Genomic DNA, 23,436 nt, shown 5'->3' with positions numbered 1-23,436 from the left:
GTCTCCTGTTATCGATTGCCGCGCGTCGCTTCGCTTGGCGTTTCAGTGGGAATGGCTTGCTCGCCGGCACATGGCCGCGGTCCGGGCTGCGGCGCGACGAGGGGCGCTGCGTGCGGCGGATCGGCGGGCCTCAGCAACTCGGCCGTGATCAGATGGGGCGCATTGGCGCCACAGAGCTGCTGCGTGCGCAGCAGTTCGTCGTGCAGGATGTCCAGCGCGCGCAGGGCACCCGCGTCTGCGCCGGCCACCGCGCCGAACAGCGTGGCCCGGCCCAGCAGCACGCCATGCGCGCCCAAGGCCAGCGCCTTGGCGATGTCGCTGCCACGACGAATGCCGCCGTCCACCAGCACCGGCACGCGTCCGGCGGCGCCCTGAAGCACTTCCGGCAGCGCCTGCAGGCTGGGCACTGCGCCGTCGAGCTGCCGCCCGCCGTGGTTGGACGCCACGATGGCATCGACACCCATGGCGGCCAGGCGCCGGCTGTCCTCGGCCCGGCAGACGCCCTTGACGATGAGCTTGCGACGCCAGCGGTCACGGACCTCGGCCAGCCGGTCCCAGTCGAAGGCGGGGTCGTAGCTGCGCCCGACGGAGGAGGCGATGGCCGTGGCGCTGGTGGCGCCCGTCTGCAGGCCGCGCAGGTTCTCCATCACGGGCATGCCGCGCAACAGCATGTCCAGCGCCCAGCGCGGGCGTGAGGCGAAGTCCAGGACGTTGCGCGTGGAGAAGCGGAACGGGATGGAGAAGTGGTTGCGGAAGTCGCGCTCGCGCTTGCCGCCCACGGGCAGGTCCACCGTGATGACCAGCGCTTCGTAATCGGCGGCCTCGGCGCGCTGGACGAGTTGCCAGAAGAACTCGCGGTTGCGCAGCACATAGGCCTGGAACCAGTGGCGGCCGGGCGCCTGATCGGCGATGGTCTCGATGGCGGTGGTGGCGCTGCTCGACAGGGTGTAGGGAATGCCGTGTCGGGCCGCTGCGCGCGCGAGCGCGAGATCCGCGCCCCTGAATCCGAAGCCGGCCGCACCCGTGGGCGCGATGGCCGCAGGCATGCCCGCCGCGGCGCCCAGCAAGGTGCACGCGGTGGAGGCCTCGGCCACGTTCACCAGGACGCGGGGCGCCAGGCGCCAGCGCGCATAAGCCTCGCGGTTGCCGGCCAGCGTGACTTCGTCCTCGGCGCCGCCGTCGTAGAAGTCGAACACGGCGCGGGGCAGACGGCGCCGCGCAAGTGCACGCAGGTCGGCGATGGCGTAGCAGCTGGCGACGTCCTTCGGCATGCGGTGCTTGCGCTCGTTCACGCGGCCTGGGCTTCCTGCGCCACGGGCGCGCGGGGTGTCCCGTCGTCATGGAAGAAGCGCGTGGCCATCACCTGGCAGCGCTTGATGAGGCGCGGCTCGTCGGGGCGGTAGTCCGGAATCGCGTTGTGGATGGTGCCCATGTTGTCCCACATCAGCACGTCGCCGACCTGCCACTGGTGGGCGTAACGGTACTGGGGCTGGGTCTGATGCGCGAACAGGAAGTCGAGCGCCTCCTGGCTTTCCTTCTCGTCCATCTCGTTGATGCGGACGGCGTACCCGGGATTGCAGTACAGCACCTGCTTGCCGGTGATCGGATGCCGCAGGAAGAGCGGATGCGACACCGGCGGCTTGGCGGCGCGCTGGGCCGGCGTCAGCGGCGGGCGGGTGCTGCCACGCTCGCGGCGCATCATTTCCCAGAACTTGTCGAAGTCGTGCAGCACGGTCATTCCCTGCAGGCGCTGCTTCCATTCGTCCGGCAGTCCGGCGTAGGCGGCGTGCATGTTGCAGAACGCCGTATTGCCCAGCGGCCGGCCGTCCCGATGGGGAATCTTCAGGCCATAGAGCACGTTCGTGAAGGCGATCATGTGGCTGTAGGACATGTCGGTGTGCCAGTCCTGCCCGGCATCCGAAAGGCCCAGCGGCTTGCCGTTCTCCACGATGTTGGACAGCACCATCACCTCGGGCAGGCCCGGTTCCTGGTAGGCGCCAGCCACGTTGATCTCCAGACGGCCGAAGCGCTGCGAGAAGTCGCGCAGATGCGTGGCGGTCAGGTCCTGGCGCGGATAGCTCAGCACGCCGTAGCGGCCCAGGGCGCCGAGCAGTTGCTGGAAGTTGGCGTCGGAGAGCGGTTTCGACAGGTCGAGGTCATCGACGCGCGCGCCGAGCGTGGCGCCACTTGGAACGATGTGCAAAGGCATGGTGGTTGTCCTCAGAAGGGGATGTGGGGGAAAGACCGCACTCAGAAGGCCGCTTCGAGCAATGCGCGCAGCGGCGAGGCATCGGCGACGGGGCGTGGGTTGTAGAAGAGGCCGCGCTCGCGCAGCGACTTGGCGGCGATGCGGTCCAGGGCGTCGGCCGGCACGCCGATGTCGCGCAGCCGGGTCGGCACGCCTGCGGCCGTCTGCAGCCATCGCAGGGCCGACACCAGCTCGCCTGCGCCCGTGCCGCCACCCGGCAGGGCCGCGGCAGCGCGGGCCAGCGGCGCAGCCGCTTCCTCGGCGTTGAACGCGACGCTGTGCGGCAGCATCACCGCATTGGCCGCGCCATGGCCCACGCCGGTGACGGCGCCGATGGCATGGCAGACCGCGTGGTGCAGGCAGGTGCGGGCGTTGATCAGCACCAGGCCCGACAGGTGCGCGGCATAGAGCAGCGCTGCCCTCGCGTGCGGGTCGTGCGGTTGCCGGTGAACGGCCGGCAGCGCCGTGAAGAACCGGCCGATGGCGTCCAGCCCGATGGTCTCCGCCAGGGGCGAGCGCTCCCGGGAATACAGGCCCTCGATGCAGTGGGCCAGGCCGTTCATGCCGGTGGCGCACATCAATGCCGCCGGAATGTCCAGCGTGGCTGCCGGGTCGATCAGCACAAGACGGGCAGCGAGCTGGAAGTCCGTGAGCAGCAGCTTGGCGCCTTCTTCGTCGCGCACGCCCAGGCTGGGCGTGACCTCGGCGCCCGACGCGGTACCCGGCAGGGCCACGATGGGCAGCTTGGGCGCGCGCAGCGGCGGCGCGACCAGCGTCGCGGGCGGCGTGAAACGTACGGCGTGATCGGCGAGCCGGCCGCCCTCGGCCGCCAGCAGGCACACCGCCTTCGCGGTATCGGAGGCGCTGCCGCCGCCGATGGCGACGAAGCCATCGATGCCTTTGGCACGCACCCGCCTCGCCAGGCGCTCCACCAGGGCGACGCTGGAATGCGCCGGCACCGGCTCTGCCAGCACGTGGTCCGCTGCGGCAAGTGCTTCGTGGGCGTGCCGGTAGAGTGCCGACGCTCTGACACGGGTGCCAGTGAGCACGAGCGGCCGGCGGATGCCAAGCCCGGCGAGTTCCTCGCCGAGACGGCCGATGCAGCCGTCGCCCAGTACCAGCCGCGTGGCCGGACTGCGATGGACGAAGGCGCGCATGTCCGGCATCAGGGCCGGGGAGGTCGGCTGCGCGCTCATTCCACGAAGGCGAGCGCTGCCACCATCTGCTGCTCGGCGATGCGCCAGTCGTGGCCCGCATCTCGCCTGAACACGGTGTGCACCCGGTTCAGCTTCGAGGGACCGGCGATGCGTGCCACGGCCACGCCATCCGCGGCTGTATAGCGGTAGGCGGTCATGTAGGCCTCCAGGACGGCCTGGTCGTCCGACATGTCGGCGACGTAGGCATTGGTCATGACGTGAAGGGTCTGCACATGGCCGGCACGCGCCTTCAAGGCGGCACCGATGGCTTCGCGGCCGTCCAGCCACTGGCCCTGCCGCAGCCAGCGGCCATCGTGGGTGAACTGCGCCAGCATCGCGTCGTAGCGGCGTTCGTCGAGCTGGTGGAAGAAGCGGTGCAGCTGCTGCACGAGCTGGCCCAGAAGGGGCGCGGCGGCGCTGGAGGGAACGGGCGTCATGGCGAAGAAGTCTAGGAAGCGGGTTGTCCGCCGGAGCACGCTGTTCGACAATCCGATGTTTCGAAAACAGAAACTGGAATTGACGGCATGGATCGCCTTCGCTGCCTTCAGATCTTCTCGGAAGTGGCCCGCTGCGGCAGCTTCGTACGGGCGGCCACGCAGCTTTCGCTGTCCAAGGCCACCATCACCAAACACGTGGCGGCGCTGGAGGCGACCATGGGCGCTCAGTTGCTCAAGCGCAGCTCGAAGCAGGTGGCGTTGACCGAGGCCGGGGCTCGGGTGCTGGAGTCCGGGCGCGATCTGCTGGAGCGTTACGACGCCATCGAAGCCGAAGTGCGCGACGCCGTGCACCTGCCGCGTGGCGCGATCCGTGTCGGCACGCCGCCGTCATTCGGTGCCTGTCACCTGGTGGGCCTGGTCGCGGAGTTCACCCGCCGGTATCCCGACATCGCCGTCACACTGGTCTACGACGATGGTCGTTCGGACCTGGTCGGCGAGGCGCTCGATCTCTCCATCCGGATCGCGCCTTCCTTGCAGGATGCGAGCTATGTGGCGCAGTCGTTGATGAAGTCGGCCCAGGTGGTGGTGGCTGCGCCGTCCTATCTGCGCCGATACGGCAGGCCGGCCGTACCCACCGATCTGGCCCGGCACAACTGCCTGGTGCACACGGTGAAGTCCGAGGCGAGCGTCTGGCGCTTCCAGGGCGACCCACCCTGCGAGGTGCGCGTGCGCGGCAGTGTGCGCTCCAACTTCGGCGACGCCCTCAAGCAGGCTGCCTTGCTCGGCGAAGGCATCTCGGTCCACCCGTACTACATGGTGTCGGAGGAACTGAAAGCGGGCCTTCTCGAAGCGCTGCTGCCGGGCAAGGAGCCCGAGGCCATGGACATCAACGTTGTCTTCTCCACCCGCCGCAACATGCCCATCCGGGTGAGGCGTTTGCTCGAATTCCTCAAGGAGTGGGCGCGCCATCCCCCTGAATGGGCGCGTGCATCGGGCCACGCCGCGTGACCCCGAGATCGCGCCGCCGCCGACCTCACGGGGCTGCTCGAGCCCCGGCGGACGCCTGGCCGACAGGCTCGCGGCGCGCGTTGGCGACGTTTCTCTGCAGGTAGTCCGCCAACGCTTCCGCAGCCGGCGAGGGATGCCGATCGGCCGGCACGTAGAGCGACATTTCGCGCATGGGCGTCGGGTCGTCGATGTCGCGGCGCACCAGCCCCAGGGGCCTGGCGAGCGACTCCACGTAGGCCGGCGACAAGGTGAAGCACAGGCCGGCGGCGGCCAGGCCCAGGGCGGTAGAAATGTTGTCGACCACATGCTGCGGCACGACCCGGCCGCCATCGGGCAACTGCGAGCGCATGCTCGCCAGATGGATCTCGTGGTCCCGGCCGGCGGTGACCAGTTCGAATCGCGCGAGATCGGACCACCCGATGCGTTTCCATCCGTGCCAGGCGGTGACTGGGCGCGCACCACACCCGCCAGGGGCTCGGAAACAGCGCGATGCGCCGGACCTCGGGGCCGACGGGGCGGTCGGGCCCGATGGACAGGTCCGCCTGCCGCGAGGCGACCTTTTCCACCAGCTCTTCCACCGCGCAGTCGAGCGGCCGCACGATCGACTTCGGATGCTTCTTCCTGAAACCCGCCAGCAGGCGAGGGAGCATGGTGCTGGCGATGACCAGCGGCGCGGCGACCCGCACCAGCCCGGCCGCCTGGTCGCGGATGTCGGTGGCCACCATGCGCGTGGTGTCCATCTGCCGCAGCAGGTGGCGCACGGAAGGCAGGAAGGTGCGGCCTGCCGCGGACAGCGCGACCTTGCGGGTGCTGCGGTCGAACAGCTTGTAGCCCAGCAGCGACTCCAGTTCCATGATGAGCTGGCGGACGGCCGAGGGGGTCAGGCTGAGGTACTCGGCCGCCCCCCACGCAGGTGCCCGGCGATGTGGACCTTGTGGACCAGTTCTGCGACTGGGTGCCGGATGCGCGGGCGCGCCAAGCGATCCTGGTCGACAACCCGGCGCGGCTCTACGGTTTCGGCTGAGCCGCGCGCGAAGGACAGCGGGGCTCGACACGCTGGCCCTGTGCATCGATGACCGGCTCGCCATCTTCCTTGGTGAACGCACCGCGCTGGGGGTTGGGCAGGATGTCCAGTACCTGCTCGGAAGGGCGGCACAGGCGCGTGCTGAGCGGCGTGACGACGATGGGCCGGTTGAGGAGGATGGGATGCTGCAGCATGAAGTCGAGCAGTTGCTAGTCGGTCCACTTCGGATCGTCCAGGCCCAGCGCGTCGTAGGGCGTGCCCTTGCGGCGCATCGCTTCGCGCGTGGTCATGCAGGTCGCGGCGATGAGGCGCTTGAGCGTCTGGCGGTCCGGCGGTCCGGCGGCGTCCTGAGGTAGTCGGCGACGTCGGGCTCGTCCTCGCTGTTGCGGATCAAGGCCAAGGTGTTGCGCGAGGTTTCGCAGGCCGGGTTGTGGAAGATGGTGATGGTGCGCATGCACGGCTCCTGGGTTCGATGCGTCAGGCTGCGCTCAGGCGCAGAGCGAGTGCGGCCAGCGTGACCGCCAGCACGGGCAGCGTCAGCACAAGGCCGACGCGGAAGTAATCACCCCACGCGATGGTCATGCCCTTGCGCGACAGCACGTGCAGCCAAAGCAGGGTGGCCAGGCTGCCGATCGGCGTGATCTTGGGGCCCAGGTCGCAGCCGATCACGTTGGCGTAGACCATGGCCTCCCTGACCACCCCCGTCGCCGCCGACTGGTCGATGGCCAGCGCGCCGACCAGCACCGTCGGCATGTTGTTCATCACGGCGGACAGTCCGGCCGTGACGAAGCCGGTGCCGAAGGCGGCGCCCCAGATGCCCCCATGCGCGACCTGGTCCAGCAGTCGGGCGAGGTGGTCCGTGAGTCGGGCGTTGCGCAGGCCATAGACCACCAGGTACATGCCCAGGGAGAACACGACGATCTGCCAGGGCGCCCCCCGGAGCACCTTGCGCGTGGAGATGACGCGGCCTCTGGCGGCCACCGCCAGCAGGACCGCCGCACCCGCGGCCGCGACCGCGCTGACCGGCACGCCCAATGGCTCCAGCCAGAAGAAGCCGCCCAGCAGCAGCGCAAGCACCGCCCAGCCGGCACGGAAGGTCGCGCGGTCCCGGATGGCCTGGCGGGGCGCCTTGAGCTGCCCGATGTCGTAGCCTGCCGGCACGTCCCGACGGAAGTACAGGTAGAGCACGACCAGGCTGGCGGCCACCGCCGCCAGGTTGACCGGCACCATGACCGAGGCATAGGCGTCGAAGCCGATGCCGAAGAAGTCGGCGGAGACGATGTTGACCAGGTTGGACACCACCAGCGGCAGGCTGGCGGTGTCGGCGATGAAGCCGGCCGCCATCACGAAGGCGAGGGTGGCCGCCGGCGAGAAGCCCAGCGCGACCAGCATGGCCATCACGATGGGCGTCAGGATCAGCGCCGCGCCGTCGTTGGCGAACAGCGCCGCCACGGCGGCCCCGAGCAGCACGATCAGGGCGAACAGCCGCGCACCGCTGCCCCGGCCCCAGCGCGCGACGTGCAGCGCTGCCCACTTGAAGAAGCCGGCCTCGTCCAGCAGGAGGCTGATGACGATGACGGCCACGAAGGTCGCCGTGGCGTTCCAGACGATGCCCCAGACCACCGGGATGTCCGACGGGTGCACGACGCCAAGCGCCATGGCGACCAGCGCACCGGCACTGGCGCTCCAGCCGATGCCCAGCCCGCGGGGCTGCCACATGACCAGAACGAGGGTGAAGACGAAGATCGGGATGGCCGCAGGCATGGCGCGGAATGGGTTCGTGGGTGGTGGTGGAGGTAGGCGAGGCCAGTCAGTGGCCGTGGCTAAGCGAGCGCGGCACGCGCCTCAGCACTGGCAGGCCGCGCACGACGTTGTCGGTGCCGGTGACGAAGGGGTTGCGCCCGGTGCCGCCCTGCTGGCGGGCCTGCAGCGTTGGCTACGGCCAGCGCTTCGTCCGCATCGCGCACGCGGATCACCGTGGCCACCGGGCCGAAGATCTCCTCGCGGTTGATGCGCATGGCGTTGGTGGTCTCGGTGAACAGGGCCGGCTGCAGGTAGAAGCCCGGCTTGCCGTCGACCTGGGCCATCGCGTCGCCGCCGGCCACCAGGCGTGCGCCTTCCTCGCGGCCGATGCGGATGTAGTCCAGGTTCTGTTCCAGCTGCTTCGCATCGACGACGGGGCCGATCACGGTGCCCGGCGCGCGCATCGCCCACGGCCAGGCCGCGCATGCGCTCGACCATGGCGGCCACGAAGCGGTCGTGGATGCCGTCGGTGACGATCAGGCGCGAGGACGCGGTGCAGCGCTGGCCGGTCGAATAGAAGGCGCCGTTGATGGCGCAGGACACGGCCACCTCCAGGTCGGCATCGTCGAGCACGACCAGGGGGTTCTTGCCGCCCATCTCGAGCTGGAACTTGGCCATGGCGCGGGGCCGCGACACGCAGGCCTGCGCCACCCTGCGGCCGGTGGCTTCCGAGCCGGTGAAGGTGACCGCCGCCACGCGCGGGTCTTCGAGCAGGGTGTCGCCGATCTCGCGGCCGCGGCCCATTACCAGGTTGAAGGTGCCGGCGGGCAGGCCGCAGCGGCTCAGGGTCTCGGCCAGCGCCCAGGCGCTGCCCGGCAGCAGCTCGGCCGGCTTGAACACCACCGCATTGCCTTAGGCCAGGGCTGGCGCGATCTTCCAGGCCGGGATGGCGATGGGGAAGTTCCACGGCGTGATGATGCTCACCACGCCGACCGGCTCGCGCGTGATCTCCACGCTCATGCCCTGGCGGGTGAAGGGCAGCAGTTCGCCGCCGACGCGTAGTGCCTCGCCGGCGAAGAACTTGAAGATCTGCGCGGCGCGCACGACCTCGCCCAGCGCGTCGGGCAGGGCCTTGCCTTCCTCGCGCGCGAGCAGTTCGGCCAGTTCGGCCCTGCGCGCCTGGATCTCGCTGCCGGCCTGGTCCAGCGCGTCGGCGCGCTGCTGGGGCGACAGCGCAGCCCACGCGGGCTGGGCGGCATGCGCCGCGGCGATGGCGGCCACGGCGTCGGCGCGGCTGGCGCGTGCGTAGAGGCCGACCACGTCGCGCGTGTCCGACGGGTTGACGTTGGGCGCGGCGTCCTGGCCTTCGGTCCATTGGCCGCCGATGTAGTTGCCGTGGGTCTTCATGGTCATGCGGGGTTGGGTTCGGGGTACAGGCCGTGCACTCGGTCGAAGAGCCGGGCCAGGCCCAGCAGGGCGCCGAGGGCGTGTACGACGCCTTCAGCGCCCTGCTGGCCGAGCAGGCCGGCTTCGAGGCGCTGTACCTGTCGGGCGCCTCGATCGCCTACACGCGGCTGGGCCGCTCCGACGTCGGGCTCACCACCTTCACCGAGGTCTGCGACACGCTGGCCCACATCACCGAGCGGGTGCGCACGCCGGTCATCGTCGATGCCGACACCGGCTTCGGCAATGCGCTGAACGTGCAGCGCGCCGTGGCCGGCCTGGAGCGCGCCGGCGCCGCCATGATCCAGCTGGAGGACCAGGGCTTTCCCAAGCGCTGCGGGCACCTGGACGGCAAGACCGTGGTGCCCGTCGCCGAGATGCAGGGCAAGCTGCGCGCCGCGCTGGACGCGCGCCGCAGCGCCGACACGCTGATCCTCGCGCGCACCGACGCACTGGCGGTAGAAGGCTGGGACGCGGCCATGGACCGCGCCGAGGCCTATCTGGCGTGCGGCGTCGACGCGCTCTTCATCGAGGCTTTGCGCACGCCCGAGCAGCTGGCCCGGGCCGCCCGGCAGTTCGCCGGCCGCGTGCCGCTGCTGGCCAACATGGTCGAAGGCGGCAAGACGCCGATCACGCCCGCCGACGAACTGGGCCGGATGGGTTTTCGCATCGTCATCTTTCCCGGTGGCACGGTGCGGGCGCTGGCCCATGCGATGCAGGGCTACTTCGCCAGCCTGCGTTCGCACCAGACCACCGAGCCCTGGCGCGGCGCGATGCTGGACTTCGACGGCCTCAATGCCGTGATCGGCACGCCCGAACTGCTGGCCCTCGGCAAGCGCTACGAAGGCTGAGAAGGTGTGAGCGCAGCCGCGCGGTGCCGCTCACACCATCCGCTCGATCCTCTTGTGCCGCCACACCCCGCGGTAGTACGCCGTCTGCATCAGCAGCATGGCGCAGAAGCCCAGGGGGTAGGCCATCCAGATGCCCTGCAGGCCGAAGCGGTGGCTCATCCACCAGGCGGCGGGCACCTCCACCAGCAGCACGGCGCCGATGGTGATGGCGGTGGGCACCAGCACCGAGCCGCTGGCGCGCATCACGCCCGCCAGCGCCGAGCCCATGCCGAAGACCACCAGGCTCCACAGCATGATGTGCAGCAGCTGCTGCGCGACCTCGATCACCGCCGGGTCGGTGATGAACAGGCCCATCAGCGGCCGTGAGGCCAGGTAGGCGAGCAGCACCAGCCCGCCGGTGAGCGCCAGGTTCATGCCCAGCGCCGTGGCCGTGATGCGGCCCAGCTGGTCGGCGCGGCCGGCGCCGATGGCCTGCGCCCCCAGCACCGAGGCGGTGATGGCGATGGAGATGGCCGGAAACTGCACATAGGCGATCACCTGGTTCACCGCGCCGTAGGCCGCCGTGGCGTCCGAACCGAAGCCGTTGACCAGCGACAGCAGCACCACCGCCGCCAGCGAGATCACGATCATCTGCACGCCCGTGGGCACGCCCACCTTGAGCACCGCGCGCAGCAGCGTCCAGTCGATGCGCAGATGGCGCAGCAGCGCCCGGTCAGGGGCCAGCGGGCTGCGCCGGCGGCGCAGGTGCAGGCCCATCCACAGGCTGGCGAGCACGAAGCCGACCACGGTCGCCCAGGCCGCGCTGGCCACGCCCAGTTGCGGCAGCCCGGCCCAGCCGCGGATCAGCGCCGGCGTCAGCAGCAGGCCGGTGCCGGTGGAAATGAGCAGCGTGTACAGCGGCGTCAGCGTGTCGCCCACGCCGCGCAGCATGGCGGTGGACAGCAGGTAGACGAACAGCCCCGGCATGGCGATCAGGATGATGCGGGCATAGGCCGTCGCGTCCGGCAGGATGTCCGCCGGGGTGCCCAGCGCATGCAGCAGCGGCCGGGTGAACAGGCCGCCGAACACCGCCACCATGAGGCCGAAGACCAGCACCACCGACAGGGCGGTGCCGGCCACGGCCCGCGCCCGTTCGGGCTCGCGCGCGCCCCAGGCCTGGCCGATCAGCACCGAGGCACCGGCGCCCAGGCCGATGGTGAAGGCGATGAAGAAGAACATCACCGGGAAGAAGCCCGAGACGGCCGCCAGCGCGCGCACGCCCAGCATCTGGCCCAGGTAGATGTTGTTGACGGTGCCCGACAGCGACTGCAGCACGTTCGACAGCAGCATGGGCAGCAGGAAGAACAGGAAGGTCTTCCACAGCGGGCGCGAGGGATCGGGCAGGGCGGCGCCCCCTGGCGGGGCCGCAGGCAGGGCGTGGGCGGGCGCGGCGTCCAGCGGCGGGCGGCCGCTCACGAGGCCTGCTCCGGGACGGCCGCCCAGGCGCCGCGGGCCAGGTGCCGGGCGTAGTCCGCCACGTCGGCGGGCCAGCCGCTCAGATGCGCGGCGAAGCGCTCCGGATCGCCCGCGAAGAGCGCGCGGGACGCTTCCTCGAAGCCGGGCAGGGCGCTGGCCACGCTGCTCATGAAGCCGTAGGCGGCTTCGCGGGCGGCACGCGCGGCGTCGCGGTCGGCATAGACCCGCCGTGCGTCCTCCACCAGCCGGCGCAGGGCCACGGAGGCGCCGCCCGGCTGGCGGCTGAGCCAGTCCCAGTGGCGCGGCAGCAGGGTGACTTCGCGCGCCACCACGCCCAGGCGCGGCCGGCCGACGCCGCGGGCCGGCCGCGCGCCGCCGTCGGCGGCAGGCGCGGGCGCCGTGGACCACAGGTCCAGCTCCACGCGCTCGCCGCTCGCATCGTCGAAGACCAGGGCGGGCGGGTTGTCGTTGCGCCGGCGCAGGTCGGCGAGCACGCGCTCGCGCGGGCCCTGTGCGATGCGCGTGCAGCCCAGAAAGGCCGTGAGCCCTGGGGTCGAAGTGGCGTCGGTCATCGCCAAATATTACCCGGCTGAAATCACGGTTGCAATATGCCCGGGTAAAAACAAGCCGGCATTTGTCCTACGCCGGTTCTGGTCGCCGGATGCCGGGGGCTGGTGACGGGCAGGCCCGGCTGCCGTCAGCGCGTTTGGGCAGAATCCCGGCCGATGAAGCTGGTGCGTGATGTGACGGTCTGTGAGGGATGCGATGCAGTATTTCGCACGCCGCGTCTTCGGCCGCGCGAAATCGCCCACTGCCCGCGCTGCGGCACGGAGCTGGCGCGGCATCCCGGCCAGCAACGCGAACGCCTACTGCCGCTCACGCTGGCCAGCCTGATCCTGTTCGCCATCGCCAACCTGTTCCCCATCGTCGAAATCGAGCTGCAGGGCCGCAGCAGCCAGACCACGCTGGCCGGCGCCGTGGTGGTGCTGGCGGGCGAGGGCATGTCGCCCGTCGCGCTGCTGGTGCTGGCGACGACGCTGCTCTTTCCGCTGGCACAGCTGTGCATCCTCTTCTATCTGCAGGCGGCGCCGCTGGTGTGGGGCGCGGGCCGGACCGGCGGCGTAGCGGCGGCGCCGCGCCGCCCGCCCGGCTTCGCGGTGCTGGTGAAGGCGCTGCAGTCGCTGCGACCCTGGGGCATGGTGGAGGTGTTCCTGCTCGGCGTGCTGGTCGCCATCGTCAAGCTCTTCGGCATGGCGACGGTGGTCGTCGGGCCGGCGCTGTGGGCCTTCGTCGGGCTGACGGTGCTGCTGACCTCGCTGCTGTCCTTCGACCCGCGCAGCTTCTGGGAGATGGCCTTCGAGCGCGAAGGCTTGGCCGAGGCCGGAGGCGGGCGGTGAGCGGCCCGTCGCGTCCGATCGGCCGCGCCCTGGCGGCGCGCGACCGCCTCGCCCGCCTGGCCGGCCGTGCGAGCCCGCACCTGAGCGTCGAACAGGGCGGCGGCGCCATCGTCACGGCGCACGATGCCGGCCTGCTCGACTGCCATCGCTGCGCCAGCGTGTGGGAAGGCGCCCGCCCGGGCGAGCCCTGCGCGCTGTGCGGCACCCGGCTGCGCGAGCGCAAGCCCGACAGCCTGCGCCGCACCTGGGCCTATCTGATCGCCGCGGCGGCGCTCTACCTGCCGGCCAACCTGCTGCCGGTGATGATCACCAAGAGCCTGCTCGGCACGCAGCAGGACACCATCCTCAGCGGCATCATCTTCTTCTGGATCTCGGGCTCCTACGGGCTGGCGGCGCTGATCTTCACCGCCAGCTTCCTGGTGCCGCTGTTCAAGCTGGCCGCGCTGGCGGTGCTCGCGGTCACCACCCAGCGCCGCAGCCGCTGGCGCCAGCGCGAGCGGGCCCGGCTGTACCAGGTGCTGGAATTCATCGGCCGCTGGTCGATGCTGGACGTCTTCGTGGTCGCGCTGCTGGCCGGGCTGGTGCGCATCCAGGGCTTTGCCGTGGTGCAGGCGGGCCTGGGCATCGGGGCCTTCGGCGCGGTGGTGGTGCTGACCATGCTGGCCTCGCTGAGCTTCGATCCGCGGCTCATCTGGGACGCGGGCCCGCCGGAGCCCGAAGACGCCGTGGACGACCAGGGCGCCGCGGTGCCGGCGCCCGTCTCGAAAGCCGGTGCGTGAGACGGGCCCCGCCGCGGAGCCGGCCGCATCCCGCCCCTCGTGGGCGAACAAGGAGTTGGAATGAGTGATCCCGGGCCCCAGGCGGGCCAGCAACCCGGCGGCGATGCGCCCGCCGCCCCGCCCGCGCTGGCGCGTCCGCACGTGGTGCGCCGGCGCGACTGGGTGCCGTCGCTGATCTGGCTGATCCCCGTGATCGCCGCCCTGGTCGGCATCACGCTGGTGGCCAAGGTGCTGTGGAACCGCGGCCCGGAGGTCGTCATCACCTTCAAGACGGCCGAGGGGCTGGAGGCCAACAAGACGGCCGTCAAGTACAAGGACGTGCAGATCGGCACCGTGCAGAGCATCCGCCTGGCGCGCGACCGTTCGCACGTGCGGGTGACCGTCGAGCTGGACAAGAACGCCGCCAGCGGCTTCACCGCCAAGGATGCGCGCTACTGGGTGGTGCGCCCGCGCTTCGACACCTCGGGCGTGTCGGGCCTGGGCACCCTGCTGTCGGGGGCCTACATCGGCGCTGATGCCGGGGCCGACGAGGAAACGGCCAGCGAATTCGCCGGCCTGGAGGCGCCGCCCATCGTCACACGCGACGCCAGCGGGCGCCAGTTCGCGCTGCGTGCGCGCGATGCCGGCTCGCTGGACATCGGCTCGCCGGTGTACTTCCGCCGCGTGCGGGTGGGGCAGGTGGCCTCGGTGGAACTGGATGGGGACGGCCGCGGCGTCGCGCTGCGCGTCTTCGTGAACGCGCCCTACGACCGTTTCGTCGGCGCCAACACCCGCTTCTGGCATGCCAGCGGCCTGCAGGTGCAGGCGGGCGCCAGCGGCTTCGAGGTGCGCACCCAGTCGCTGGCCTCCATCGTGCTGGGCGGCATCGCCTTCGCCGCGCCCGACGACGTGATGGGCCCGCAGGCCAACGAGAACTCGGTGTTCGCCCTGGCCGACGACGAGGCCACCGCCATGAAGCCGCCGGACGGCCCGGCGCAGACGCTGCTGATGTACTTCAACCAGTCGCTGCGCGGCCTGTCGCCGGGCGCGCCGGTGGACTTCCGCGGCGTCATCATCGGCGAGGTCAAGTCCATCGGCGTGCAGTTCGACCGCAACGAGCGGGAGTTCCTGATGCCGGTGGTGATCACGGTCTACCCCGACCGCCTGCGCCGTGCCAATACGCTGGAAGGCTCGCAGGCGGCGCCGCCGGTGGAGCCGCGCTTCACGCAGCAGGAGCGCACCCGCTTCCTGATCAGCCGCGGCCTGCGCGCGCAGCTGCGCACCGGCAACCTGCTGACCGGCCAGCTGTACGTGGCGCTGGACTTCTTCCCCAAGGAGAAGCCGGTGAAGGTGGACACCAACCAGGACCCGATCCAGATCCCGACGGTGGCCGGCAGCTTCGACGAGCTGCAGCAGCAGATCCAGGAGATCGCGACCAAGATCAACAGCATTCCCTTCAAGGAACTGGCGGGCGACCTGCGCAAGACCCTGGCCACGCTGGACCGCACGCTGACCAGCGCCGAGGCCACGGTTAGCCGCATCAACACCGACGTCACGCCGGAGCTGGCCGGCGCCATGAAGGATGCGCGCCGCACCATCAACGCGGCGACGCGCACGCTGTCGGAAGACGCGCCCCTGCAGCAGGACCTGCGGCAGACGCTGCAGGAGCTGTCGCGCGCCGCCGGCTCCATCCGCGTGCTGACCGACTACCTGGAACGCCATCCCGAATCGCTGCTGCGCGGCAAACCGGAGGACAAGAAGCGATGAGCCGCACGGCACCCCGACGAATCGCCGGCGCGCTCGGCGCCGCCCTGCTGGCCCTGGGGCTGGCGGGATGCGCGTCCGAGCCCGACCGCTACTTCACCCTGGCCGAGCCGGCACTGCCGCAGCCGCTGGTGGCGCCGCCGCCGGGCGGCATCGCCATCGAGATGGCGCCGCTGGCCGTGCCCGAGCGCCTGGCCCGCCCCCAGATGGTGGTGCGCGGCCCGGCGGGTGGCGAAGTGCAGGTGCTGGAGCAGCACCGCTGGGCCGCCTCCTTCGAACAGGAACTTCGCGACGCGCTGGCCACGGGCGTGGCAGCGCGGCTGGGCGCCACCGACGCGACGCGCGGGCCGGGCATGGCCTCGGTGCCGCCGTGGCGCATCACCACCCAGGTGGAGCGCTTCGACGCCACCGCGGGCGGCCAGGTGCAGGCCGGCTTCAACTGGACGGTGCGGCAGTCCGACGGCACGCAGCGCAGCACCTGCCGCTGGAGCGGCAGCGAGCCGGCGCCCGGCGGCATCGAGGGCGTCGCGCTGGCGGGGCAGCGCATCGTGGCGCAGGTGTCGGACGCCATGGCGCGCCATGTCGCGGCGCTGCAGGCGGGACGGCCGGCGGCCTGCCCGGGGCCGAACGGCTGAAGGTCCTCCGGATAGCCGACGACGCTCAGGATGCCGGCGGTGGCGCCAGCACCGCATCCACCAGCGCCTGCACCGACCGCGGCGCGCTGCCCTCGGCCTTGTTGTTGATGGTCACGTAGGCGGCCTGGCCTGCCTGGGTGGTGCCGGCGATCACGCGGGCCAGCACCTGGCGGGTGTGCGGGTCGGGATCGACCAGCCGGTCGAATGGCTCGTAGAGCCCCTTGGCCTCCTCGTAGCCGTAGGCGCCGTGCAGGCGGTTGAGGTTCCAGCGGCACACCAGCGGCCCGGGCCACAGCGCGCGCAGCAGCGGCAACTGGTCCTCGATGGCGGGCAGGCGTGGATGCAGGCCCAGGCAGTAGGTGGCGCCGTGGGCCTTGAGCACGCGCGCGAACTCGGGCGTGAGGAATTCCGGGTTGCGCACCTCCACCGCGATGACGCCATCCGGCGCCGTGGCGCGCAGGGCGGGCAGGGCGCCGAGCATGGCATCCAGCCGCGCCAGCACCTCGGGCATGCGCGCCAGCAGGGCGGCGGGCAGGGGGCTGAGCTGGAACACCAGCGCGCCGACGCGGTGGCCCAGGCCGTCCAGCGCCGGCTGCACGAAGTCCTGCACGGCCAGTTGCGGATTCAGGAAGGCCGGGTTGGGCCGCTGGCCGCGGCCGTCCTCGGCGCGCACCAGGGCGTCGCTCACCACCGACGGTGCCTTCACCACGAAGCGGAAATCCTCCGGCACCTGCGCCGCATAGGCGGCGAACTGCGAGGCGGTGAGCGCTCGGTAGAAGTTGCGGTCCAGGCTCACGGTGCGCAGCAGCGGATGCTGCGCATAGGCGGCCAGGCCGTGGCGGGACAGCACGGTGCCGTCGTAGTCGCCGTTCCACACCAGCCCGGCCCAGCCGGGAAAGTGCCAGGAGGAGGTGCCCAGGCGCAGGCCGGGCGGCAGGCGGGCCGCTTGGGCGCGCAAGGCGTCGTCCACCGCGGCGGGCTCCACCTTGGGCGCGTTCTTGGGGCGCGAGGCGCGGCGGGCGCTTGCCGGCGCATCGGCCTGCGCCGGCGCGGCAGCCTCGGCGGGCACGGGCCGCGCGGCCGCGGGCGCCGCCGCTGCCGGAAGGGGAAGGTCGTCGCCGAAAAGTGAATCCTGCATGGGGCCCGCGTTGCACCGGTGGCCATGGCGGCGGGCCGCAGGCTGGACAATCGCCCGCTTCGCCCCCGAGGTCTGTCCATGTACCTGCCCGCCCATTTTGACGCCGCCGACCCCGCGCTCGCCGCGCAGCTCATGCGCGAGCATCCCTTCGCCAGCCTGGTGACGACCGACGAGGACGGCTTTCCCTTCGTGACGCACCTGCCGCTGGTGCTGCAAGGCGATGCCGGTGCGGCGGCCGGCTGGACGCTGCTCGGCCACGTGGCGCGTCCCAATCCGCAATGGAAGCACCTGCAGGCCCGCCCGCAGGCGCTGGTCACCTTCCTCGGTCCGCATGGCTATGTGTCGCCCACCGTCTATCCGGACCGGCAGCGCGTGCCCACCTGGAACTACGTGGCCGTGCATTGCCGCGTGCACGCCACGCTGCTGCCGGAGGCCGAGGCCAAGGACGCCCTGCTCAAGCAGCTCATCGGCCAGCACGAGCCGCCCTACGCGCAGCAATGGCGCGACCTGGGCGACGACTACCAGCGCCGCATGCTGGCCGGCATCGCCGCCTTCTCGCTGCGGGTCGAGCACTGGCAGTGCAAGCTCAAGCTCAACCAGCACCGGCAAGAGGCCGAGGCGGCCATGCGCCGGCTGCATGCCGCGCAGGGCGGTGCCGCGGCGGGCCTGGGTGCCTGGATGGACCGCGTCGGCGCCGAAGGCTGATGCGCGAACCGGCGTCCCGTTCCGGCGCGTCCGGCCTCGCGCCGGCGCCATCCCCGGCGACCGCCGAGGACCGCCGCTGGATGGCCCTCGCGCTGGACGAGGCCCGCGCCGCCGCCGACGCGGGCGAGGTGCCGGTGGGCGCGGTGCTGGTGCGCGACGGCCGCGTCGTCGCCACCGGCCGCAACGCGCCCGTCGCGACCTGCGACCCGAGCGCCCATGCCGAGATGGCCGCCTTGCGTGCCGGCGGCCAGGCGCTGGGCAACTACCGGCTCGACGGCTGCACGCTCTACGTCACGCTGGAGCCTTGCGCCATGTGCGCCGGCGCCATGCTGCATGCGCGGCTGGCGCGCGTGGTATACGGTGCGCCCGATGTCCGCACCGGCGCCGCCGGCTCGGTGCTGGACCTGTTCGGCATCGGCCCGCTGAACCACCAGACGGCCGTGGCGGGTGGCGTGATGGCCGAGGACTGCGGCGCGCTGCTGCAGGACTTCTTCCGTGCACGGCGCGCCCAGGCCCGGTCGCAGGCGCAGCCGGTGCGCGACGACGCTCTGCGCACGCCCGAATCGCGCTTCGCCGGCCTGGACGGGCCGCATGCCTTCGCCAGCGCGCTGCCCGCGCTGGCCGGCCTGCGGCTGGCCTATGCCGACCACGGCCCCGGCGTTGACGGGGATGCGCCGCCGCCCGCGTCGGCCGGGCAGCCGCCCGCCGTGCTGTGCCTGCATGGCCCGGGCCAGTGGGGCCACCTGTTCCGCCATCTGCCGGCCCATCTGCCGGACCGCCGCCTGCTGGTCCCCGACCTGATCGGCTTCGGCCGCAGCGACAAGCCCAAGCGCGAGGCCGCGCATGCGCTGGACTGGCATGCGCAGGTGCTGCAGGAGTGGCTGGCGGCGCTGCAGGCGGGCCCGGTCGGCCTGCTCTTCTATGCGGACATGGCGCCGCTGGCCGAGGCGCTGGCGCAGCGTGGCGTGCTGGCGGGCCCCCGGCTGGCCATGCCCGCCGAACTGCTCGCCGTGCGCGGCGATGCGGCCACCGCCGCCGCCCGCGCGTGGGCGGCGCCCTTTCCCGACCGCGGCCATGCCGCCGCGCTGCGCGCCTTCGCCCGCCGCCGGCGGCCCGAGGTGCAGGACCTGGGCCCCGACGCCGCCGCCGCCCTGGCCGCCCGGTGGCGCCGCGCGGAGGCCGCGGCGGTCGCCGGGGGCCGGGTGGGATACTCCCGCGGGTGAATCCGAAGCACATCTACATCTATTCCCCCTCCAGCGCCGTGCGCGAGAAGCCGGCCTTCCGCCGCGGCGTGGCCTGGCTGCGCGCCCAGGGCCACGAGGTGGAGGTCGACGAGACCGCCCTGACGGCCCAGCAGCGCTTCGCCGGCGATGACGCCACGCGCGTGGCCGCCATCGGCCGCGCCGCAGCCAGCGGTGCCGACGTGGCGCTGATCTCGCGCGGCGGCTACGGCCTCACGCGCATCCTCGACGCGATTCCCTACAAGGCCGTCGCCAAGGCCATCGAGCGCGGCACCGCCTTCGTGGGCATGAGCGACTTCACCGCCTTCCAGCTGGCGCTGCTGGCGCGCACAGGCGCCGTGAGCTGGGCCGGGCCCACGCTGGCCGGCGACTTCGGTGCCGAGGCCGGGGTGGACGAGATCACGGCCGCCTGCTTCGACGACCTGCTCGACGGCGCGGGGGAGGGCACCGGCTGGCGCCTGCCGGCCCGCGACGAGCCGCCTGTCTTCAAGCCGGTGCGCGGCGCCACGCTGTGGGGCGGCAACCTGGCGGTGCTGTGCAGCCTGCTGGGCACGCCGTACTTCCCGCAGGTGGACAAGGGCGTGCTATTCCTGGAGGACGTGGGCGAGCATCCCTACCGCATCGAGCGCATGCTGGAGCAGCTGCGCCTGGCCGGCGTGCTGGCGCGCCAGAAGGCCATCGTGCTCGGCCAGTTCACCGGCTTCAAGGCGGCGCCGCACGACCGCGGCTTCAAGCTCAGGACAGTGGTGGACCGGCTGCGCACCCAGGTCAAGGCACCGGTGCTCACGGGCCTGCCCTTCGGCCACGTGCCGACCAAGGTGCTGCTGCCGGTGGGCGCGGCGGTGGATGTGGCGGTGGAAGGCCGCGAGGGTTTCATCGTCTGGGGCCATGGCGTGGGCGGCAGCGGGCACGGCGGCCATCACCACCACAACCACGCTGAGGCCTGAGCGCCTCCTGCGGCCGGTGCATGGCGTTTGCGCCGAGTCTCGCCATAATCCACACACATTTCGTTAAATAAGTCACATGCCCCAAACAGTCGTCTTTGCGGACCTCACCGGCAGCACCCGGGTGTTCGAGGCGATGGGCAATGTGCGCGCCACCGACACGGTCACCCGGCTGGTGCAGTGGGTGGGTCAGGTCTGCGAGGTGCACGGCGGCCGGGTGGTCAAGACGCTGGGCGACGGCGTGTTCGCGCTCTTTCCCGATTGCGCCCAGGCGGTGCACGCCATGCTGGAGGTGCAGCGCAGCCACCACAAGCGGTTGCTGAAATGGCCCGAGCCGATGCGCATGGAACTGCAGATCGGCATTGCCAGCGGCGAGCTGGTGGAGGTGGAAGGCGACATCTACGGCGACGCGGTCAACGTCGCCTCGCGCCTGAGCGACCTGGCCGGGCCGGGCCAGATCTGGGCCACCGAATCGGTGGCTGCGCCGCTCGGCCCCGACGTGCGCCACCGCAGCCTGGGCCCCATCGCCATCCGCGGCCGGCAGCTGGCGGCGACGGTGCACCGCATCGACTGGCAGGACGAGCTGGCCGACCTGCTCACCATGCCGGCGCCCCTGTCGGCGATGGCGCAGGCGGGCGCGTCGTCCTCCTTCGGCCAGATCGAGCTGGCCTGGCTGGACGTGCAGGCGGCCTTCCTGGCGGACGAACTGCCGATCCATCTGGGCCGGGTGCACGAGGCCGACTTCGTGGTGAACGACCCGCGGGTGTCGCGGCTGCATGCGCGCATCGACACGCGCAACGGCAGCTGCATCCTGACCGACGTCAGCAGCTACGGCACCTGGGTGCGCTTCCACCATGCCGAGGGCAGCACCAGCGAGGTCGCGCTGCGGCGCGACGAATGCGTGCTGCACGGCAGCGGCGAGATCGGCCTGGGCGCGCCGCTGTCGGACTTCACCGCGCCGACGATCAGCTTCCACACCGGCGGCGGCCAGGTGCGGCTGGCGGCGCAGGCGCTGCGGCGCTGAGCCGGGCCGGGCTGGCCGCGCGGCGGGCCTGCTCGCTCACCGGTCCACCGGCAGGATCAGCGTCTCCTTCACTTCCTCCATCACCACATAGCTGTGCGATTCCGCCGGCACGGGCAGCTTCTTGAGGATGTCGCCCAGCAGGTGCCGGTATTCGCCCATGCCGCGCAGCCGCGCCTTGACCAGGTAGTCGAAGCCGCCGGAGACCAGGTGGCATTCCAGCACCTCGGGCATGTGCAGCAGTTCGTTGCGCACCTTGTCGAACACGTCGGCCGACTTGGACGAAAGCTTGATCTCCACGAACACCAGCAGCATCTTGCCCAGTGCCTCCGGCGCCACGCGGGCGTGGTAGCCGCTGATGACGCCCGTGCGCTCCAGCCGCTTGACCCGCTCCGAGCAGGGGGAGGTGGACAGGCCCACGCGCTGCGCCAGGTCGGTGATGGCGATGCGGCCCTCGCGCTGGAGGATGTCCAGGATCTTGCGGTCGATGCGGTCCAGGGTGGCGAATTCGGGCATGTCGTCGGGCCGGGAGGGGCGTGCACAGGATTGGGCAGCGGATTTTGCTGCACATCACCAGAAGAACCGTCAAGTTTTCGGATTGGTCCTGAATAAAGTCCTGCAATCGACTCCTTGAGTCTTCTTTCTCAGCGGGATTGGCCATGAAAGTCATTGTTCTCGGCGGCGGCGTGATCGGTACGACCACGGCTTACTACCTGGCCCGCGCGGGCGCCCGCGTGACGGTGCTGGAGCGCCAGCCCGGCGCTGCGCTGGAAACCAGCTTCGGCAATGCCGGCCAAGTCTCGCCCGGCTACTCCACGCCCTGGGCCGCGCCCGGCATCCCGCTGAAGGCGCTCAAGTGGATGTTCCAGAAGCATGCGCCGCTGGCCATCCGCGCCGACGGCAGCCTGTTCCAGCTGCGCTGGATGGCCCAGATGCTGCGCAACTGCTCCGCCGACCGCTATGCCGTCAACAAGGAACGCATGATGCGCGTGGCCGAGTACAGCCGCGACTGCCTGCGCCAGCTGCGCGCCGACACCGGCATCGACTACGAGCAGCGCACCGGCGGCACGCTGCAGCTCTTCCGCAAGCAGCAGCAGCTGGATGCCGTGCAGCGCGACATCGCCGTGCTGCAGGAATGCGGCGTGCCCTACGAACTGCTGGACCGCGAAGGCCTGGCCCGCGTCGAGCCCGCGCTGGCCCGCACCGGCGGCGGCCTGGTCGGCGGCCTGCGCCTGCCCAACGACGAAACCGGCGACTGCCACATCTTCACCACCCGCCTGGCCGAACTGGCCCGGGGCCTGGGCGTGGAATTCCGCTACGGCAGCCATGTGCAGGGCCTGGGCACGGACGGCGGCCGCATCAGCGGCGTGCAGGTCAACGGCCAATGGCTGGAGGCCGACCGCTACGTGCTGGCCTTCGGCAGCTATTCGCGTGCACTCATGGAGCCGCTGGGGCTGGACCTGCCGGTCTACCCCGTCAAGGGCTACTCGCTGACCGTGCCGCTGGTCGACGAGTCGCTGGCGCCCCAGTCCACCGTGCTGGACGAAACCTACAAGATCGCCGTCACCCGATTCGCCGACCGCATCCGCGTCGGCGGCATGGCCGAACTGTCGGGCTTCGACCTGAGCCTCAAGCCCGCCCGCCGCGCCACGCTGGAGAAGGTGGTGGGCGAGCTGTTCCCCGGCGGCGACCTGCCGGCCGCGAGCTTCTGGACCGGCCTGCGTCCCATGACGCCCGACAGCACGCCCATCGTCGGCGGCACGCGCTGGGGCAACCTGTTCCTCAACACCGGCCACGGCACGCTGGGCTGGACCATGGCCTGCGGCTCCGGCAAGCTGACCGCCGACCTGGTGACCGGCCAGCGGCCCCAGATCAGCACCGACGGCCTGGCGGTGGACCGCTATGCCGGCCGGGGCCGCAGCGTGCACCGGCACCCGTCGGCCGGCGTGCAGCCCGCCTGAGCGCCGGAGCGGCGGCGGGGGCCTGCGCCCGCGCGCCGCCTCAAGCGCTCATCCCGTCACGGAGGGCAGCCGGCGCCGCTGGACACCAGCAGGTTACGGATGCCGATGGTCTGCGCACTGTCGTCCGGCCCGGCCGTGTTGACCGTGAAGGTGCAGCCGTAGTTGGTGTTGGCCACCGTGGCCGGCGTCAGCACGTCGTCGCCCGCCGGCTTCACGCCGTCGCGCTCCCACTTGATCATGGCGTCGAAGGCGGCCACCTGTTCGGCGACCGTGAAGTCGCAGTGCGTGATGCCGCGGATGGCCCGCTGCACCAGCCAGTTGCCGTTGCCCTTGGCCACCACGCGCTGGCGGTAGATCTGCTCCATGCTGAAGGGCACGAACAGGTCGCCCAGCGTGTGCAGCGTCACCACCGGGATCTTGATGTCGCCGTTGTTGCGCGGGATCCAGCGCAGGCCGTCGCGGCGCAG

General features: G+C 71.5%; 20 protein-coding genes and 4 pseudogenes. 11 read left to right on the top strand and 13 right to left on the bottom strand.

The features are described from left to right. Positions 1-8: 8 nt before the first annotated feature. From NS331_RS07650 to NS331_RS07635, 4 genes are read right to left on the bottom strand one after another with little or no spacing between them, the layout of a single operon-like run. Entirely contained in the window at positions 9-1,292 is a 1,284-nt protein-coding gene (locus NS331_RS07650) for an alpha-hydroxy acid oxidase (RefSeq protein WP_242873685.1), read from the bottom strand. Continuing rightward, entirely contained in the window at positions 1,289-2,209 is a 921-nt protein-coding gene (locus NS331_RS07645; RefSeq protein ID WP_058641411.1) for a TauD/TfdA dioxygenase family protein, read from the bottom strand. Before NS331_RS07645 ends, NS331_RS07650 begins: the two co-directional genes overlap by 4 nt. Positions 2,210-2,250: 41 nt before the next feature. Continuing rightward, complete coding sequence (locus NS331_RS07640; protein WP_082702330.1) at positions 2,251-3,444, bottom strand: iron-containing alcohol dehydrogenase family protein; 1,194 nt, start codon at positions 3,442-3,444, stop codon at positions 2,251-2,253. Then, positions 3,441-3,881, bottom strand: a complete 441-nt coding sequence (locus tag NS331_RS07635) for a nuclear transport factor 2 family protein (protein WP_058641409.1) — start codon at positions 3,879-3,881, stop codon at positions 3,441-3,443. The genes NS331_RS07640 and NS331_RS07635 overlap by 4 nt, the downstream gene beginning before the upstream one ends. A gap of 87 nt (positions 3,882-3,968) precedes the next feature. Here NS331_RS07635 and NS331_RS27105 point away from each other — a divergent pair, with 87 nt between their 5' ends. Continuing rightward, positions 3,969-4,889, top strand: coding sequence for a LysR family transcriptional regulator (locus tag NS331_RS27105; protein WP_058641408.1), 921 nt, complete (start codon positions 3,969-3,971; stop codon positions 4,887-4,889). Positions 4,890-4,914: 25 nt separating this feature from the next. On the opposite strand, the pseudogene NS331_RS27100 reads toward NS331_RS27105, so the two are convergent. The 4 genes and pseudogenes from NS331_RS27100 to NS331_RS25430 all read right to left on the bottom strand — a co-directional run. Further along, a pseudogene (locus tag NS331_RS27100) lies at positions 4,915-5,743 on the bottom strand (LysR family transcriptional regulator). 154 nt (positions 5,744-5,897) lie between these two features. Then, positions 5,898-6,367, bottom strand: a pseudogene (gene arsC / locus NS331_RS07615) (arsenate reductase (glutaredoxin)). Positions 6,368-6,390: 23 nt separating this feature from the next. Continuing rightward, entirely contained in the window at positions 6,391-7,677 is a 1,287-nt protein-coding gene (locus NS331_RS07610; protein WP_058641405.1) for an arsenic transporter, read from the bottom strand. A gap of 167 nt (positions 7,678-7,844) precedes the next feature. After that, positions 7,845-9,063, bottom strand: a pseudogene (locus tag NS331_RS25430) (aldehyde dehydrogenase family protein); the annotation flags it as partial. Between the two features lie 32 nt (positions 9,064-9,095). On the opposite strand from NS331_RS25430, the gene NS331_RS07590 reads away from it, so the two are divergent. After that, positions 9,096-9,950 (top strand): isocitrate lyase/PEP mutase family protein, encoded by an 855-nt coding sequence (locus tag NS331_RS07590; protein ID WP_058641401.1) that lies wholly within the window; start codon positions 9,096-9,098, stop codon positions 9,948-9,950. 30 nt (positions 9,951-9,980) lie between these two features. Here NS331_RS07590 and NS331_RS07585 read toward each other — a convergent pair whose 3' ends face one another. Beyond that, a complete protein-coding gene (locus tag NS331_RS07585; RefSeq protein WP_082702338.1) occupies positions 9,981-11,279 on the bottom strand; it encodes an MATE family efflux transporter in 1,299 nt (432 codons plus the stop codon). 122 nt (positions 11,280-11,401) lie between these two features. Then, positions 11,402-11,977 (bottom strand): DUF2239 family protein, encoded by a 576-nt coding sequence (locus NS331_RS07580; RefSeq protein ID WP_058641400.1) that lies wholly within the window; start codon positions 11,975-11,977, stop codon positions 11,402-11,404. Positions 11,978-12,130: 153 nt separating this feature from the next. Between NS331_RS07580 and NS331_RS26060 the strand changes: the two genes are divergently transcribed. The 4 genes from NS331_RS26060 to NS331_RS07560 are packed head-to-tail and all read left to right on the top strand — an operon-like array spanning position 12,131 to position 15,959. Then, the gene (locus tag NS331_RS26060) at positions 12,131-12,802 is read left to right on the top strand and encodes a paraquat-inducible protein A (RefSeq protein ID WP_058641399.1); all 672 of its coding nucleotides are present in this window, start codon (positions 12,131-12,133) and stop codon (positions 12,800-12,802) included. A gap of 56 nt (positions 12,803-12,858) precedes the next feature. Further along, entirely contained in the window at positions 12,859-13,581 is a 723-nt protein-coding gene (locus NS331_RS26055; RefSeq protein ID WP_440589373.1) for a paraquat-inducible protein A, read from the top strand. 60 nt (positions 13,582-13,641) lie between these two features. After that, on the top strand, positions 13,642-15,327 hold the full coding sequence (locus tag NS331_RS07565; protein WP_058641398.1) for a PqiB family protein: 1,686 nt from the start codon (positions 13,642-13,644) through the stop codon (positions 15,325-15,327). Further along, positions 15,324-15,959 (top strand): PqiC family protein, encoded by a 636-nt coding sequence (locus NS331_RS07560; RefSeq protein WP_058641397.1) that lies wholly within the window; start codon positions 15,324-15,326, stop codon positions 15,957-15,959. Before NS331_RS07565 ends, NS331_RS07560 begins: the two co-directional genes overlap by 4 nt. Before the next feature lie 25 nt (positions 15,960-15,984). Here the strand turns inward: NS331_RS07560 and NS331_RS07555 are convergent, their stop codons facing one another. After that, entirely contained in the window at positions 15,985-17,097 is a 1,113-nt protein-coding gene (locus tag NS331_RS07555) for a DUF72 domain-containing protein (protein ID WP_058641396.1), read from the bottom strand. A 78-nt stretch (positions 17,098-17,175) separates the two neighbouring features. On the opposite strand from NS331_RS07555, the gene NS331_RS07550 reads away from it, so the two are divergent. The 4 genes from NS331_RS07550 to NS331_RS07535 all read left to right on the top strand — a co-directional run bounded on the left by NS331_RS07550 (position 17,176) and on the right by NS331_RS07535 (position 21,011). Continuing rightward, positions 17,176-17,802 (top strand): FMN-binding negative transcriptional regulator, encoded by a 627-nt coding sequence (locus NS331_RS07550; RefSeq protein WP_058641395.1) that lies wholly within the window; start codon positions 17,176-17,178, stop codon positions 17,800-17,802. Then, positions 17,802-19,025: a tRNA adenosine(34) deaminase TadA gene (gene tadA, locus NS331_RS07545; protein ID WP_058641394.1), complete on the top strand. Its 1,224-nt coding sequence runs from the start codon at positions 17,802-17,804 to the stop codon at positions 19,023-19,025. Before NS331_RS07550 ends, tadA begins: the two co-directional genes overlap by 1 nt. Further along, positions 19,022-19,990, top strand: coding sequence for an LD-carboxypeptidase (locus NS331_RS07540; RefSeq protein WP_242873683.1), 969 nt, complete (start codon positions 19,022-19,024; stop codon positions 19,988-19,990). The genes tadA and NS331_RS07540 overlap by 4 nt, the downstream gene beginning before the upstream one ends. 76 nt (positions 19,991-20,066) lie before the next feature. Then, on the top strand, positions 20,067-21,011 hold the full coding sequence (locus NS331_RS07535) for an adenylate/guanylate cyclase domain-containing protein (RefSeq protein WP_058641393.1): 945 nt from the start codon (positions 20,067-20,069) through the stop codon (positions 21,009-21,011). A 36-nt stretch (positions 21,012-21,047) separates the two neighbouring features. On the opposite strand, the gene NS331_RS07530 is transcribed toward NS331_RS07535, so the two are convergent. Then, the gene (locus NS331_RS07530) at positions 21,048-21,524 is read right to left on the bottom strand and encodes an Lrp/AsnC ligand binding domain-containing protein (RefSeq protein WP_058641392.1); all 477 of its coding nucleotides are present in this window, start codon (positions 21,522-21,524) and stop codon (positions 21,048-21,050) included. A 143-nt stretch (positions 21,525-21,667) separates the two neighbouring features. Here NS331_RS07530 and NS331_RS07525 point away from each other — a divergent pair, with 143 nt between their 5' ends. Further along, positions 21,668-22,969 carry a D-amino acid dehydrogenase gene (locus NS331_RS07525; RefSeq protein ID WP_058641391.1) on the top strand — a complete coding sequence of 434 codons (1,302 nt, stop codon included), beginning with the start codon at positions 21,668-21,670 and terminating at the stop codon, positions 22,967-22,969. A 56-nt stretch (positions 22,970-23,025) separates the two neighbouring features. On the opposite strand, the pseudogene NS331_RS07520 reads toward NS331_RS07525, so the two are convergent. Further along, a pseudogene (locus NS331_RS07520) lies at positions 23,026-23,436 on the bottom strand (alpha/beta hydrolase); the annotation flags it as partial.

This window comes from Pseudacidovorax intermedius, from assembly GCF_001476815.1.
Taxonomy (GTDB): Bacteria; Pseudomonadota; Gammaproteobacteria; order Burkholderiales; family Burkholderiaceae_C; genus Xenophilus; species Xenophilus intermedius_A.
The sequence above is the reverse complement of the archived record's forward strand: the minus strand, read 5'-3'. Positions and strand labels throughout refer to the sequence as shown.